The sequence below is a fragment of the Flavobacterium covae genome (assembly GCF_001534645.1).
Taxonomy (GTDB): Bacteria; Bacteroidota; Bacteroidia; order Flavobacteriales; family Flavobacteriaceae; genus Flavobacterium; species Flavobacterium covae.
In genome coordinates this window covers 2,386,496-2,401,214 of sequence record NZ_CP013992.1, presented here as the reverse complement: position 1 = coordinate 2,401,214, position 14,719 = coordinate 2,386,496, and the positions used below count along the sequence as shown (strand labels likewise).

The 14,719-nt window shown below is 30.5% G+C and carries 17 protein-coding genes; 15 read left to right on the top strand and 2 right to left on the bottom strand.

The genetic code is table 11. The features are described from left to right. The first annotated feature begins 62 nt into the window (after window positions 1-62). The 14 genes from AWN65_RS10615 to ctlX all read left to right on the top strand — a co-directional run bounded on the left by AWN65_RS10615 (window position 63) and on the right by ctlX (window position 11,591). On the top strand, window positions 63-767 hold the full coding sequence (locus AWN65_RS10615; protein WP_060383138.1) for a hypothetical protein: 705 nt from the start codon (window positions 63-65) through the stop codon (window positions 765-767). A 953-nt stretch (window positions 768-1,720) separates the two neighbouring features. Next, on the top strand, window positions 1,721-2,239 hold the full coding sequence (locus AWN65_RS10610; RefSeq protein WP_145902561.1) for a hypothetical protein: 519 nt from the start codon (window positions 1,721-1,723) through the stop codon (window positions 2,237-2,239). 142 nt (window positions 2,240-2,381) lie between these two features. Further along, window positions 2,382-2,984, top strand: coding sequence for a hypothetical protein (locus tag AWN65_RS10605; RefSeq protein WP_060383136.1), 603 nt, complete (start codon window positions 2,382-2,384; stop codon window positions 2,982-2,984). A 183-nt stretch (window positions 2,985-3,167) separates the two neighbouring features. Then, a complete protein-coding gene (locus AWN65_RS10600; protein ID WP_060383135.1) occupies window positions 3,168-3,734 on the top strand; it encodes a hypothetical protein in 567 nt (188 codons plus the stop codon). Window position 3,735: 1 nt separating this feature from the next. Beyond that, window positions 3,736-4,236, top strand: coding sequence for a hypothetical protein (locus tag AWN65_RS10595; protein WP_060383134.1), 501 nt, complete (start codon window positions 3,736-3,738; stop codon window positions 4,234-4,236). 131 nt (window positions 4,237-4,367) lie between these two features. Continuing rightward, a complete protein-coding gene (locus AWN65_RS10590) occupies window positions 4,368-4,595 on the top strand; it encodes a hypothetical protein (protein WP_060383133.1) in 228 nt (75 codons plus the stop codon). 344 nt (window positions 4,596-4,939) lie between these two features. Beyond that, entirely contained in the window at window positions 4,940-5,629 is a 690-nt protein-coding gene (locus AWN65_RS10585) for a hypothetical protein (RefSeq protein WP_060383132.1), read from the top strand. Between the two features lie 5 nt (window positions 5,630-5,634). After that, a complete protein-coding gene (locus AWN65_RS10580) occupies window positions 5,635-5,895 on the top strand; it encodes a hypothetical protein (RefSeq protein WP_060383131.1) in 261 nt (86 codons plus the stop codon). A 410-nt stretch (window positions 5,896-6,305) separates the two neighbouring features. After that, window positions 6,306-6,545, top strand: coding sequence for a hypothetical protein (locus tag AWN65_RS10575; RefSeq protein ID WP_060383130.1), 240 nt, complete (start codon window positions 6,306-6,308; stop codon window positions 6,543-6,545). 7 nt (window positions 6,546-6,552) lie between these two features. Continuing rightward, complete coding sequence (locus tag AWN65_RS10570; protein WP_060383129.1) at window positions 6,553-7,587, top strand: endonuclease V; 1,035 nt, start codon at window positions 6,553-6,555, stop codon at window positions 7,585-7,587. 76 nt (window positions 7,588-7,663) lie between these two features. Beyond that, entirely contained in the window at window positions 7,664-7,876 is a 213-nt protein-coding gene (locus AWN65_RS10565) for a hypothetical protein (RefSeq protein WP_060383128.1), read from the top strand. A gap of 336 nt (window positions 7,877-8,212) precedes the next feature. Further along, entirely contained in the window at window positions 8,213-9,496 is a 1,284-nt protein-coding gene (locus AWN65_RS10560) for a citrate synthase (RefSeq protein ID WP_060383127.1), read from the top strand. A 115-nt stretch (window positions 9,497-9,611) separates the two neighbouring features. After that, window positions 9,612-10,568 (top strand): arginase, encoded by a 957-nt coding sequence (gene rocF / locus AWN65_RS10555; RefSeq protein ID WP_060383126.1) that lies wholly within the window; start codon window positions 9,612-9,614, stop codon window positions 10,566-10,568. 87 nt (window positions 10,569-10,655) lie between these two features. After that, window positions 10,656-11,591 (top strand): citrulline utilization hydrolase CtlX, encoded by a 936-nt coding sequence (gene ctlX / locus AWN65_RS10550; RefSeq protein ID WP_060383125.1) that lies wholly within the window; start codon window positions 10,656-10,658, stop codon window positions 11,589-11,591. Window positions 11,592-11,852: 261 nt separating this feature from the next. On the opposite strand, the gene AWN65_RS10545 is transcribed toward ctlX, so the two are convergent. Beyond that, the gene (locus tag AWN65_RS10545; RefSeq protein WP_060383124.1) at window positions 11,853-12,488 is read right to left on the bottom strand and encodes a MarC family NAAT transporter; all 636 of its coding nucleotides are present in this window, start codon (window positions 12,486-12,488) and stop codon (window positions 11,853-11,855) included. 110 nt (window positions 12,489-12,598) lie between these two features. Here AWN65_RS10545 and AWN65_RS10540 point away from each other — a divergent pair, with 110 nt between their 5' ends. Further along, window positions 12,599-12,955, top strand: a complete 357-nt coding sequence (locus AWN65_RS10540) for a CoA-binding protein (protein WP_060383123.1) — start codon at window positions 12,599-12,601, stop codon at window positions 12,953-12,955. A 155-nt stretch (window positions 12,956-13,110) separates the two neighbouring features. On the opposite strand, the gene AWN65_RS10535 is transcribed toward AWN65_RS10540, so the two are convergent. Beyond that, window positions 13,111-14,628 (bottom strand): sodium:solute symporter, encoded by a 1,518-nt coding sequence (locus AWN65_RS10535; protein ID WP_060383122.1) that lies wholly within the window; start codon window positions 14,626-14,628, stop codon window positions 13,111-13,113. Window positions 14,629-14,719: the final 91 nt, after the last annotated feature.

The window sequence follows — 14,719 nt, the reverse complement described above, 5'->3', positions numbered from 1 at the left end:
ATGCGTGTAAGATTATCAGAAAATGGAGCTGTTAAGAAAAACTATTTAATTTCAAATTAATTATGGAAGAAGTATTAGTTATTATAAATAAATTTTTCAAAGAAAAAGTTTGGGATAAAATTTTAATTGAAATAAATTTTACTGAAGCAGGTGGTTATGAACCAAAACTTACAGTAATTAAATGCGGTGAAAAATATTTATGGGGAGAGTTTGAATTGTTTGACATAGCTGATATAATACATAAAAAGCAAAAAGAAATATTAGATACATCAGAAAAATTTAACAAGGCAAAAATTGAGATTTATCCCGATGGAAAATTTTTAGAACATTACTGGTGGGATTCTGGTCTACAAAAGCAAAACCTTTTAAGTTATGCACAAGTATTTTATCAATGGGCAAATGACAGAATGATGTCTATGATATTTGAGTATGAGAAAGATAATAATTTGTTACCAACACAATATGATAATGATGGAGATTTAGAATACTTGAGTTCTTGGGATGGTGGAGTGTTTACTTTTTACATTAATAAAAATAATGAATTGGAGTATAAAATAGTCCTTATCAAAGATGGAGTTGAAAGAGTCTTGAAAATGCCATTGAAGGATTATTTTATCGAAGGTGTTTTAGAGCATCATAAAATAACAAATACTGAACTTTTAGATGTTTGGAAGCCTTGGAATACATTAATAATTAGGTCTCCCCACACCGGAATACCGTACGATAAAGAGGATGAATATGTAGATTATAAAGCTGTTATGTCCTAAAAAAGTATCTTATCCCCCGCTCCCGCGCGAATCCTTTCGCGTGGTAAAAAAATGTAACATAATTATAAAACAACAAATCCAGTGCATTTTAATCACTGGATTTTTATATAACAAAATAGTATATTTGATTACAACTGGGAATATATATTTTTCCCTTTTCTAAAGAACACAATTCCACTCGAAAGGATTTGCTCAGGAGACGAGTCAAGAGTTTTAGAAGAAGTAGCTTTAATCATGAAAAATCCTACTAATCAAGTAGGTGGAAATACCCGATCGCTCGAATTTACACAATCCAAATCTAAGCGTCTAGTTTTCAACGTGGCAGTTAGCGCAGAATTGTATTCTGTGCCCACAAAGACGAGAAAATAAACTAAAAAAACACAATTATAAATTGTGTTTTTTTAGTTTTGTAGTAAATAGTATATAAGCCATGTCAACAAAATATAAAGCCACTGCAACAGAAGATTGCTATTTCATTACCATTACAACTGTAGGTTGATTTAACTGTGGATTATTATTTTAGTTCTGCTAGAAATTATGCTGGTCTAGAAAATGATCTAGAAGTGATACTTTTATATATATATGTTTTGAAAGCCAATAGGAGTGGGCACAGAATGCAATTCTGCGCTAACTGTTGTGTTGAGAAATATGTTGAGTAGATCTGAGCGATCGGGTATTTGATTACAACTGGGAATATATATTTTTTCCTTTTCTAAAGAACACAATTCCACTCGAAAGGATTTGCTCAGGAGACGAGTCAAGAGTTTTAGAAGAAGTAGCTTTAATCATGAAAAATCCTACTAATCAAGTAGGTGGAAATATTAGAAAGTTTCAAGGGATAGCAACTGACGGGGTTACTAAGATCGAAGTAAGATTAACTGGACCAAACGGCAATTTAAATTTTGACACAGTTTTTCCTTATTAATTAAAACCTAAAATTGATTATGAACTATATGCAAAATTGTAAGGTAGAGAAATTGGACTTTATAGAAACTAATAGAATAATTAAAAACTTCAATCTTAAAAAATATTTTATTTTCATTGACAAACAAGAATTAATAGAAAATTCTTGTTTGTCAAAATTATATACACAGCAGGAATTAGATTCTCTAATCCAAGATGCAATTTATGATGAGTTAATAATCTTGAAATCTGATATTGCCAATTTCAGTTCTATAGAAGAATTTTTGATTTGCAGTATTGTGAAATCTAACTATATTGATTTTCAAAAGATGTTAATTGTAGAGTCTAAAATTTTGAGTTTCAAACAAGAGCTTTTAGAACAAGATTTTCAAGAGATTTTAGAATGGGTTTTTTTTGACTTATTTAACTATGAATTAGAGCAAAAATTAGAATTAAAGTATACACAATTTAAGGGTGCTTTCACATTTTTTGAACACCCATTAAAACCTCTTTTTGCATCCATATTGGATAATAATTATTATTTGTTTATTAATAATTCATATACTTAAATTACTTTAAGTTTACACCAGATGTTGCGGAAAATTTAATAGGTGGAGGGGTTAATAAAGAACATTATAATTTTGGAGAGTTTTCATTAGATATTTTTGATGAATTAAAATTTGAAGATTTGAAACTACATGAGCATGTAATATGGATAAATTAAGATATAACATAATTTCACAAAAATTCATTACGGAATGCAGTCAAGTGCCGTTAATAGAAACTTTACATTCAGGGTGTGGAAAATATAATATTTCACTAGATGTAATTAATACAGATTATATTACTTCGTTTTTTAGAAGTTATGATGTCTCTCAATTGTATTCAATTTATATTGTAGAAAAAGATAATTTTTGTTCTACAGATTATAATGTTATTTCCCTATTCAATAAATTTAATAAAAATATTTTTGTAGTAAAAGTCGAACCACGTTTTTTTATGAATATAGAATATAATAACCTAAATGATTTATCCTTGCCAATATTTTTTATGTCTAATGATATTGAAAATTTGAATATAGAAGATGTTTTAGGTAGTTGTTTGTATGAAAAAAAAATTATTTTAGGTAGTTTTGAAAAAAAAATTGTAAAAGCTGATGTTTTAAAGCTTCTTGAAGGAGTTGGAGTGGTTAATATTGTTAGATTTTATACTCGTATAACTGAAGAATTTATTGAAAATATTTTAAAACTACAGAGCAATGTACTTGATTCTAATGACGATTATGTTATAAAATTAGAGATAGGTTTAGTATAACTTTTTCCCCAAGCTACTGGTAAAAAAGTTTATACCACTGATGGTGCTATAACGATCTTTGAAAATGGTATAAAACGCGCTGATAATACGAAATGGTATGAAGTATCCTCAGACGGTACAGCAATAGAACTATCTTCTCCGCCTGTTAAAGAATGTTCGACTTGTACAGGTGAAGGGGTTGAGATGGGGGTTACAGGGGCAGGGAAGATTACTACAAGTGCTGAACTTAAAGCATTTTTGAATACAATTGATGAAACAACTACAATAGCTCAGCTGGAACAAAAAGGTATAAAATCATTTTTCAGAGGCACAACTAGAAGTAAAGCCGACAATGCATTATTTCCTGGCAATCCAAATTCACAAGCATTTGGTATTTCAACTTCGACAGATCCAATAAAGGCAACTATCTTTTCAATAGAAAGTGCAACAAGTAATGGGGCTTATAAAGGAGTTTTACAAATTGGATTACCCAATGACTTAAGAAACATTGCTCTTTCTGCTCCCAATTATAGAGTAGCAAAAGAATTAGAAGTTGTCTTAAATACTCCAGCGAATAATTTTGCCAATTTGTCTAAAGTGGAAATTTCAGTTGAAAATGCACGAAAACTTGTTAAAGAGGTTTATGAAGTAGATTTACCATCTAATTTGTCTAGAAATTATGCTGATGAGTTATTGGAAACCATACCAGAATCATCTTTGGATAAAGCATTTGAATTTTATCAGAAAGCTCTACAGTATAATATTAAGTAAAATGGAAAGACAGTTTGAGAAAATATATTTAAAAGTTGAATCCGAAGGGTTGTTTGATGAAAATAAAACTCTCTACCTATTGGATTTACCTAATGCGGATATGCTTAAAAATATTCCAGTAAAGCCAATAAAAAATGAATTGTTTGTATTTGCAAGGGGGTACAACGAGGATTTGAAAATAGGAAGCCTATTTAATGTGATTTTCCCAAGTAAAAATCCTAACGAATATATTGAAAATCTTATTGAATTGAAATACGTATCAGTCAATCCTAAATACGAAATAGATTATTTGCCTAAGGGATACTCCGGTATTTGTCTTTTGAAATTTCAAAATGAGATACCTAATGAGATATTAAAGAAGTTAGCAGGTTATGATGAAAAAAAAGATAATCAAAAACACGATACATTGATTTTGACCCAAAAAGCAGGATTAAAGAAATTGTTGAAAGAAATAGAAACCCTCGCTCCCGCGCGAATCCTTTCGCGTGGTAAAAAAATGTAACATAATTATAAAACAATGAATCCAGTGCATTTTAATCACTGGATTTTTATATAACAAAATAGTATATTTGATTACAACTGGGAATATATATTTTTCCCTTTTCTAAAGAACACAATTCCACTCGAAAGGATTTGCTCAGGAGCTGGGGTTCTTCAGATCAAGTAGCTTTAAGTTTACATGCTTTAGATAATGGCAACTTTTTATGGGATAATATTGAAGTAAGCCCAGAGGAATTAGCAGAGATTTTAGCTAAAAAACTGGATCCAAATAAAAAAGAGATTGTACTTTTATCTTGTAATGATTTAACCAGTGCCGAAGCACTTGTCCCTATCGCTCGGATTTACACAATCCAAATCTAAGCGTCTAGTTTTCAACGCGGCAGTTAGCGCAGAATTGTATTCTGTGCCCACAATGACGAGAAAATAAACTAAAAAAAACACAATTATAAATTGTGTTTTTTTAGTTTTGTAATAAATATTTAGATAAGTCATGTCGACAAAATACAAAGCCACAACAACAGAAGATTGCTATTTCATTACCATTATAACTGTAGGTTGATTTACCTGAGGATTATTATTTTAGTTCTGCTAGAAATTGTGCTGGTTTAGAAAATGATCTAGAAGTGATACTTTTATATTTGTTTTGAAAGCCAATAGGAGTGGGCACAGAATGCAATTCTGCGCTAACTGTTGCGTTGAGAAATATGTTGAGTAGATCTGAGCGATCGGGTTTTCTAAACAAACATCCTCAGTTTGCACGTGGTTTTGTTGGTCACAAACAAGATCCTCTTTATAAAGCAGAAGATTATGAGTTGCTTACTCCAGAATCTATAGAGGAAATACCATTAGATAATAATCTAATAACAACTATTAATGAATGGTTAAAGTATTCGAAAGAAGATGCCAATAGGAGAAATTACTTTAAGATGGGTAAAGACTTTGAAAACTATATTATAAGTAAACTATCTTCTCCAGAATCTTTGGAATATAAAGCATTAGAACAAAAAATTCCAGATTTATCAGAACGATCTATCTATACACAAGTATATTTTTGTATTAATGGAGATCAAACAGGTAACTGTACCAATGAGGGCGATTATTTTATAGCAGACTTTGTATTTGTGAAAGAAATTCAAGTTGGTAATACAAGTATATTAGATGCTAGAATTGAAGACACTAAACTATCTGTTAATACGGATTTTACTAAAAATCAAAAAGCAGCAATGAATTTATCAAAATATTATATTAGGTCAATCCCAACTGAATCAAGAAGTAATCCTATAAAAGGAAATCCTTTGCCTAATTTTCAAAAAGGGGCTTCAGTGTCTAAATCTGGCAGTTTTATTAAAATATACAGCGGTGGTTCTGCTACAAGTTTTGGAGGAGTAAAATAGAATTTATGAACAATAAAATCGAAGAAATACAACATAAAATATCTTATCTGATGGGCATAACTTCTTTAGGGTTTGAGCTAAACTCTTTTGAAGATTATTTTGCAATTTTCTTAAAACCAAAAAATGATATATCTTATAAAATCGTTTTTTCTCTTTTTCCTGTAAATGATAGAGTTTTTTTTACCCGATCGCTCGGATTTACACAATCCAAATCTAAGCGTCTAGTTTTTAACGCAACAGTTAGCTCCCAGCTGCCCGAAGTCTGAGCCATAATTTAAAGATGTAAATGCTTCGCATATGTACTCGGCTGCCCAGAGTCTGAGCCATAATTTAAAGATATGCATGCTACGCAAATGTCTCCTGACTTTGCGTTAAGATAATAATGTAACAATATTTTAAATTTTGCTTTTTCATTAAAAATCAAAATAAGTGATTTATTGAAAAAATAGTTTAATTTGTGGTAGCTCAAAGTCGGGAGACTTTGAACAGCTTGTGGGCACAGAATGAAATTCTGCGAAAACTGTTGCGTTGAAAAATACGTTGAGTAAATCTGAGCGATCGGATATTAAAATTGTTATAAGATGGAAAGTAAAAGGTCAAATTTTTAAACACATGGTTACTTGTCCTCATTGTTTTTATATAACGGAAGGGGTTTTCTTTCCTAATAGTAAATAAAATGATAAAATATTTTGAGCTACAAAACTGGGAAAAATTAAAAGTGAATGGTTCTATAAAACATAATGGTAAATCATTTACAGGAATAAAAGAAAATATAAATTTAGAAAATAACTCATGTAGTAAAGAAACTTATGTAAATGGAATAGATCACGGTTGTTCTTTGCAATGTGGTTTTAAAGATTGTGAATTATATTTGGCTATATATATATATATATGGGGTAAAAAGGTTCATTTTTAGGTTTCGTATGTCTAAAGAAATTTATAGCACTGAATATGAGTTGTGTTATGATTTTGTTTTATTAAATAATTTTGCTATTAATAATCGTGATAGAAAACAAAGAGAAGTGGGTTCAACTGAAATGTTGATTAGTCGTAATGATTTGGATTATGAAAAGTTAATTGCAAATAATCAAGATATAATAGATAAGTATCATTCTTATGATGAAAAAGGGTATATTGAAATAGATCTAGATACATTTGTTTATGTACATGGAGATGTTGAAAGATATTCAAAAGTTATTGTCGCTTATGCCATTCATAATCAAATGAAAGAATACCTAGGAAAAACAATTCCTGATACATTTATGGAAAAGTTTGTGTGGCAAGAAGAACAAATTGGTAAAACAATAAACGAGGATCAACTGCCAACTGATGTGCAATTTATTGGAGGAGTAACAGTAGCTTATCACGATATTACCCAAGTAATTGTAGCCGTTATCACAGTTATGAATGGAAATAGTCAAGAAATCGTTGACCAAGCAATTTATACTGAGGACAAGATCACTATGCATATTCCAGATGTTTTTGGTTTTAATGAAACGATATGGGCAATCAAAGCTTTTGAAAAATTAACCATAAAACCCCAACTTATTTTTTGTGATGGACACGGTATAGAACACCCTAAAAATATGGGCTTGGCTACTTTTTTGGGCATTCAACTGGATATGCCCACTATAGGTTGCGCTAAAAAACGTCTTGTAGGGTATTACAAAAAGGAAGATTTAGGGGATAAAAGAGCAGATCATATAGAACTTATATTTGACCAAAAAGTAGTTGGAAAAGCCCTCCGAACAAAAGAAAATACAAACCCAATATATGTTTCTATAGGACATAAGATTTCTTTAGAGACAAGTGTAAATTGGGTGTTAGAAACAACGCAATCAACAAGACTTCCTTTTGTACTTGAAAAGGCAATTGAGATTGCTCGCCAACAGATGCCAGAACAATTCAGAATCGATTTTATGAATGATGAACCTAATGAATACGGAATTATAAAATGATGAGCTAGGTTGTTTGGTGTGTTTTTTCATTAAAAATCAAAATAAGTGAGGGTGGGCTGATTTAAAAAAATTTGCAATGACAATAATCTATGTTGGAAAAACTGTAGATGATGGAAATAATCCGTCCGTTTATCGTTTTGAAACGGAGTTGTTTTATTGTGGAGATGAGTATGTCCCAGATTCAAGCAAATGGGGTTATCCAAAAGGTGTAAGCAAAGTGGCTTATAGTTTTAGTGAGATGATAAATATTATAGTTGCAGATAAAATTAAACAGCAGAACACTTTATGAAGTTGTTAATTCAAATATTATTCTTTCTAGTAACATGGTTTAGTTCTAATGTAAATGCAACTCCCGCGCGTACAATGCTATTAAGTTAAGGTCTTAATTAGTTTAAATTCAGTTTTTAAATTTTGTTTTATTTATCTGATTTTCCTTACGTCCTTTAGAGGAATGACCTTCTAGAAAAAAAATCTATATATGGTGTTTTTTTCTTTTCTAAAATTGTAAACTTATTGTAAAACATTTATTAAATTTGGAGAAAAGCATTGGGTAAGTTTTGAATTTAATATCAAATCCCTATTTTTGTTAAACCAATTTAAAAAGATAAATACCATAAACTTAATTATGTCAAAAACTGCGATATTAGAATTTGATGGCAATAAATACGAGTTCCCTGTAATGGTGGGTTCTGAGAATGAAACGGCTATCGATATTGAAAAATTACGCACCCTAACAGGAGCGATCACGATAGATCCAGGGTATAAAAACTCAGGTTCTTGTACAAGTGAAATTACTTTCTTAGATGGTGAAGAAGGAATCTTAAGATATAGAGGATATGCTATTGAAGATTTAGCTGAAAACGCTACGTTCTTAGAAGTGTCTTATTTGATTATTTTTGGAGAACTACCAACAAAAACTCAATTAGAAAAATTTGAAAATGATATTCGTAAATATACTTTGGTAAACGAAGAAATGAAGAATATTATTGATGGATTTCCTAAAACAGCTCACCCAATGGGAGTATTATCATCATTAACTTCTGCTTTAACTGCTTTTAATCCTAAAGTAGTAAATGTAGAAAATGAAACCGAGATGTACGAGGCAATCTGTAAAACTATGGGGAAATTCTTAGTAATTGCTACTTGGACATATCGTAAAATGATGGGATTTCCATTAAACTACTATGATAACACGAAAGGATATGTGGAAAATTTCATGCGTTTAATGTTTGAATTGCCTACAGCCCCCTATACCACTAATAAAACAGTTATAGATGCTTTAGATAAATTATTTACACTACATGCTGATCATGAACAAAACTGTTCGACTTCTACAGTTAGAATTGTAGGATCTTCACATGCAGGTTTATTTGCTTCTATTTCTGCTGGGGTTTCTGCACTATGGGGACCTTTACATGGGGGAGCAAATCAAGCAGTGCTTGAAATGTTAGAACAAATTCAAAAAGATGGAGGAGATGCGCAAAAAGCATTAGAAAGAGCTAAGGATAAAGAAGATCCTTTCCGTTTAATGGGCTTTGGACATAGAGTATATAAAAACTTTGATCCTCGTGCAAAAATTATTAAAAAAGCAGCAGACGAAGTGTTAGCAGAATTAGGAGTAAACGATCCAATTCTAAATATTGCTAAACAATTGGAAGAGGCAGCTTTAGTAGATCCTTATTTCGTAGATAGAAAATTATATCCAAACGTGGATTTCTATTCTGGTATAATTTATAGAGCATTAGGGATTCCAACCGATATGTTTACTGTGTTATTTGCCATTGGTCGTCTTCCAGGATGGATTGCACAATGGAAAGAAATGCGTTTAAATAAAGAACCTATCGGACGCCCACGCCAAGTTTATACAGGTTATCCATTACGACCATTTGTATCCATGGATAAAAGATAATTTAAAAATAAATAAAACATAAAAAAGCTTCTTCTCTCAAGGGGCTTTTTTTATATTTGCTATCGAAACAGATGAAATAGATGTTATCAATCATCATCATCCAATCTAAAACTTTATGGGTAAGTCAATTACTTTTCTAATAAACAAATCAGAAATTACAGCAGGTACACGTGGAGCTTCTTTAGGCCCAGAAGCCATTATAACCACAGCAAGGAAAAAAGAAAATTATATTTTTGGTGAGAATGATCTTCAAGAAATTAAAGATGTAAACACTTACCTAGATAAGTCAACAAAATTTCCTTTTGCAAAACGTATAGATGGATTACTTTCTATTTATGAGGAGCTAAATATAAAGGTTTCTTCTCTATTACAAAAAAAACAATTTCCTATTATTTTAGCCGCAGACCATGGTTCTGCTGGTGGAACTATAGCAGGTATTAAATCTGCTTATCCAGATAAAAGAATTGGGGTAATTTGGATTGATGCTCATGCAGATATTCATACGCCTTATACCACACCTTCGGGAAATATGCACGGAATGCCTTTAGCCTCTGTAATGGATATCGATAACTTAGAATGTCAAATAAATAAAGTAGATGAAAAAACAATTGATTATTGGAACCGTCTAAAAAATGTTGGAGGTATAACAAAAAAAATTAACCCAGAAGATCTAGTTTATATAGCTGTACGTGATACAGAGTCTCAAGAAGAAGCTGTTATTGAAAAGTTAGGTCTTAAATGGTATACAGTACAAGATGTCAGAAATTTAGGAATATGGACCTTAGTAAACAATATTAATACACAATTGCATCAATGTGATATCATTTATATTTCGTTTGATGTTGATTCTATGGATCCCCTCTTGACTTCACACGGTACAGGAACTCCAGTACCTAACGGAATAACACCACAAGAAGCAAAAGATTTATTGGTACATTTAACCTCTAATCCTAAAACGGCTTGTGTAGAAGTAGTGGAAGTAAATCCTTGTTTAGATGAAAAAATAAATACAATGGCGGAAATAGCTCTAGATATAGTAGATTCTATTGTAAATGTAGTAAAAAACAGATGATTAATTTTATAAATAAAAAGTTCTCTCAATCACTAAAATATAATAACTATCAGTAGTGTTTGAGAGAATTTTTTTTACTAAATAAATATGCAACAAATAACAAATTCTATATTAATGGTGCGACCTGCTTCATTTAGAATGAATGAACAAACGGCAGTAAACAATTATTATCAAAAACAAAAAGACACAATATTACCAGCAACTATTACGACTAAAGCACAACAAGAATTTGATGCTTTAGTTTATAAACTTCGTGAAGCAGGAGTTCATGTAATAGTAGTAGAAGATACGATAGATAGTGATACACCTGATGCGGTTTTTCCTAATAATTGGATTTCATTTCATGAAAATGGAGATATAGTACTATATCCTATGTTTGCCGAAAATCGTCGTTTAGAACGGAGAGAAGATATTCTAGATATATTAGAAGAAAAAGGTTTTGTTATTCAGGAAATAATGGATTACACACTTGCAGAAGAAGATGGCGTTTTTTTAGAAGGAACAGGTAGTATGGTTTTAGATCGCGTACATCAAAAAGCATATTGTGCTTTATCTCCTCGTGCCGATGAAGAATTATTTATTGAATTTTGTGAAGATTTTGAGTTTACTCCTGTTTTATTTAATGCCTTTCAAACAGTTGATGAAGAAAGAGAATTGATTTATCATACAAATGTAATGATGGCTATAGGTGAAACTTTTGCAGTTCTTTGTTCAGAATGTATAGATGATAAAACGGAAAAGAAAAATTTAGTAGAAAATCTAAAAAATGATGGAAAAGAAATTATTTATATTTCCGAAAGTCAAGTAAATGCCTTTGCTGGTAATATGTTACAAGTAAAAGGGAATGATGATAAAACATATTTAGTTATGAGTGAATCAGCTTATAATTCACTGAATAAAGGACAAATTGAACAAATTGAAAAACATACGGCTATTCTATATTCAAATTTAGAGATTATAGAAACCTATGGAGGGGGTAGTGCTCGTTGTATGATGGCAGAGATCTTTTTGCCTAAACAATAAAATATAAAAAATCCCAAGCAAAAAAGTTTGGGATTTTTTTATATGCCTTTTTTGAATCAAAAATTAGGTTAAATATTATAACAAAGAAAATATAAAAGGATTAATTAGATTGTTATTATTTATTGATATTCTGTCTAATTTAGACTAATAAAATTTGATTACGTACTTTGAAAGCAAAGAAAAGTAAATAAAAAAAAGACGAATTTAATCAACTTAACTTATTCAAATCTGTGGGATTTTCTTTTAAATTTGATGTATTCATTACTTAATTAGATGACTGTTTTCTATGATTTTTAGAATAGCATTTACAATATACTGAACACCTATTGCAATTACAAAAAAACCAACAATTCTTGAGATAGCCACAATGCCTGCTTCTCCAAGAAAACGAACTAGATAATGAGCACTGTTTAAAACTAAGAAAATAGAAACAGCTACTGCTAAAATAGCGCTTATAGCTAAACTTATAGCTATCCAGTTATTATGTTCTTGATAAAAAGCTATTAATAAAGATATAGAACCAGGTCCCGCTAACAAAGGCATGGCTAATGGAGTAAGAGCGATAGCGTGTTTTTGTTGTGCCTCATCTTCTACCTTTTTGTTTATTCCTTTGCGCTTTTTAACCTTTCCTGACAATAAACCAAAACCAGAATTGGCTATAATCATACCTCCTGCAATTCGTAAGGCTTCTAAACTAATACCAAAAAAGTGCAAGACATATTCGCCTAAAAAATATGACACAATCATAATTATGAATACGTTGATTGCGGTCCATTTAGATGTTTTGGTAAGTTCTTGACGCGTATATCCATTCGTGAGTCCAACAAAAACAGGAATAGCACCAATAGGATTAAGTACCGAAAATAAGGCAGCAAAAATGTAAAAAAATAGATCCATAGTTTTTTTGTAAAATTAAAATTCTAAACGGCTTTATTAGTAAAGAAAATGTTAAGTTCTAGTTTGCTAAGTTTAAAAATAGTAAATTTATTGTTTTAAAAATAGTAAAAATGAAAACTTTAGTTTTAGGAGCTTCTAGTAACCCAGAGCGATACTCGTTTATAGCGATGAGTAGATTGTTGCAATATGAACATGAAGTAATTGCTTTAGGAGTAAAAAACGAACGTGTTTTTGGGATAGAAATTCAGAAAGGATTTCCTCTTTTAGAAGATATACATACAGTTACTTTGTATCTAAATCCGCAACGTCAAAAAGACTATTATGATTATGTAATAGGATTAAAACCTAAGCGAGTTATTTTTAATCCAGGTACTGAAAATTCTGAGTTTTATGATTTGTTAAAAAAAAATAATATCATAATAGAAGTAGCTTGTACACTGGTACTTTTAGGTACTAAACAATATTAAAAAAGATACTTAGAAAGAATTTTTGATATTCAGAACTTTACAAATAAAAGAGAAATCACATCGCGTATTTTGTGTGATTTCTCTTAGTGATAAAAAGTGTCAATTACTCTCTAGAACTTTTCTAAGCACCTCTTTGATGTGTGAAATATATTTTTCTAGAAACGTGTACTATTTGTTGCTGGTTTACTAATAAATAATAAGCCAATGAAAGTAATTAATCCGTTAAAGATTATTAACTCTTCCGCGATGGTATAGCCGTCAAACCATTCAGCAGAGTGAGTTGATAAAAAATAACAAATGATAGGAGAAATTAGACAAATAAAAGGAACTAGTTTATCTCGAACAGTTTTGGTTTTCATGAATAAACCAAAACCATATAAGCCTAATAAAGGGCCGTAAGTGTATGAAGCAATTTTAAAAATCATTTTTACAACGGAAGCATCGTTTACAGTATTAAAAAAAACAATTACTAAAAATATTAATCCAGAAAAAAACAAATGAACGATATGACGTGTTTTTTTAAGTTTTACATCATTATTTAAATTTTTGTCGCCATTTTCGGATTGTTTTTTCTCCATTCCTAAAAAATCAATACAGAATGATGTGGTTAAAGCAGTAAGAGCAGAATCAGTAGTGGCAAAGGTGGCAGCTGTAAGACCTAATAAAAAAACAATAGCCGGAACTAATCCTAATGATTTTAAGGCTATTTCAGGGAACAAGAAGTCTGTCCGAACTACGTTGTCAACCATAGGAATGGCAATGCTGTTTTTTTCTGCATACATATACAGTAATGCTCCTACACCTAAGAAAAAAATATTAATGATCACAAAAATTCCTGTAAATGTAAACATGTTTTTTTGGGCTTCTTTTATGTTAGGACAGCTCAGGTTTTTTTGCATCAAGTCTTGATCAAGACCTACCATGGCAATAGTTACAAAAACCCCTCCTAAAAGCTGTTTCCAAAAATAATTGCCTTTAGAATAATCTTGAAAGAAAAATATTTGAGAATAAGAGCTATTTTTAACTTTTTCAAAAGCTTGTAATGTAGATAAATCTAAACTTTGACAAATAAAAAAGATAGTAAGAAAAACAGAAGATACCAAGAAAAACGTTTGTAAGGTATCCGTAATGATAATAGTTTTAAGACCTCCTTTGTAAGTGTATGCAAAAATTAAAAATAAAGATAGGAATACAGTAACTGTAAAAGGAATTGCATAATAATCAAAAACATATCGTTGCAAAACTATAACCACAAGATAAAGACGAAAGGCAGACCCAATTGTTCGACTAATCAAAAAGATAGAAGCAGCTGTCAAATAACTAATTTTACCTAAACGTTGTTCTATATAACCATAAATAGAAGTCAAGTTCATTCTGTAGTATAGAGGTAATAATACTGTAGCCACAAGGATAAAACCTAAAGCATTGCCTATTACGAATTGAAAATATTTAAATTGTAATTCAGGATTGCCTACTTCTCCAGGTACAGAGATGAATGTAACACCTGATAATGCGGTTCCTATCATCCCAAATGCAACTAAATACCATTTAGAATTTTTATTAGCTTTGAAAAAGGCATCATTACCACTATTGTTTTTGCTCATGAAGTGGGAAATGAAAAATAAAATCCCAAAATAGATAATGATTAAAGAAAGAATTGCAAATGGTGACATAAGTTAAATGGATAATTTTAGTTTTGTATTGCAAGATAGAAAAAACTTGAATTATCTTAAAAAAACAGCTTCTTTTTTTGAGGAATTTGAA

Coding starts and splice junctions, on each gene's coding strand:
- AWN65_RS10615 (WP_060383138.1), top strand. CDS start 63: ATGGAAGAAGTATTAGTTATTATAAATAAATTTTTCAAAGAAAAAGTT.
- AWN65_RS10610 (WP_145902561.1), top strand. CDS start 1,721: ATGCAAAATTGTAAGGTAGAGAAATTGGACTTTATAGAAACTAATAGA.
- AWN65_RS10605 (WP_060383136.1), top strand. CDS start 2,382: ATGGATAAATTAAGATATAACATAATTTCACAAAAATTCATTACGGAA.
- AWN65_RS10600 (WP_060383135.1), top strand. CDS start 3,168: ATGGGGGTTACAGGGGCAGGGAAGATTACTACAAGTGCTGAACTTAAA.
- AWN65_RS10595 (WP_060383134.1), top strand. CDS start 3,736: ATGGAAAGACAGTTTGAGAAAATATATTTAAAAGTTGAATCCGAAGGG.
- AWN65_RS10585 (WP_060383132.1), top strand. CDS start 4,940: ATGTTGAGTAGATCTGAGCGATCGGGTTTTCTAAACAAACATCCTCAG.
- AWN65_RS10580 (WP_060383131.1), top strand. CDS start 5,635: ATGAACAATAAAATCGAAGAAATACAACATAAAATATCTTATCTGATG.
- AWN65_RS10575 (WP_060383130.1), top strand. CDS start 6,306: ATGATAAAATATTTTGAGCTACAAAACTGGGAAAAATTAAAAGTGAAT.
- AWN65_RS10570 (WP_060383129.1), top strand. CDS start 6,553: ATGTCTAAAGAAATTTATAGCACTGAATATGAGTTGTGTTATGATTTT.
- AWN65_RS10565 (WP_060383128.1), top strand. CDS start 7,664: ATGACAATAATCTATGTTGGAAAAACTGTAGATGATGGAAATAATCCG.
- AWN65_RS10560 (WP_060383127.1), top strand. CDS start 8,213: ATGTCAAAAACTGCGATATTAGAATTTGATGGCAATAAATACGAGTTC.
- rocF (WP_060383126.1), top strand. CDS start 9,612: ATGGGTAAGTCAATTACTTTTCTAATAAACAAATCAGAAATTACAGCA.
- ctlX (WP_060383125.1), top strand. CDS start 10,656: ATGCAACAAATAACAAATTCTATATTAATGGTGCGACCTGCTTCATTT.
- AWN65_RS10545 (WP_060383124.1), bottom strand. CDS start 12,488: ATGGATCTATTTTTTTACATTTTTGCTGCCTTATTTTCGGTACTTAAT.
- AWN65_RS10540 (WP_060383123.1), top strand. CDS start 12,599: ATGAAAACTTTAGTTTTAGGAGCTTCTAGTAACCCAGAGCGATACTCG.
- AWN65_RS10535 (WP_060383122.1), bottom strand. CDS start 14,628: ATGTCACCATTTGCAATTCTTTCTTTAATCATTATCTATTTTGGGATT.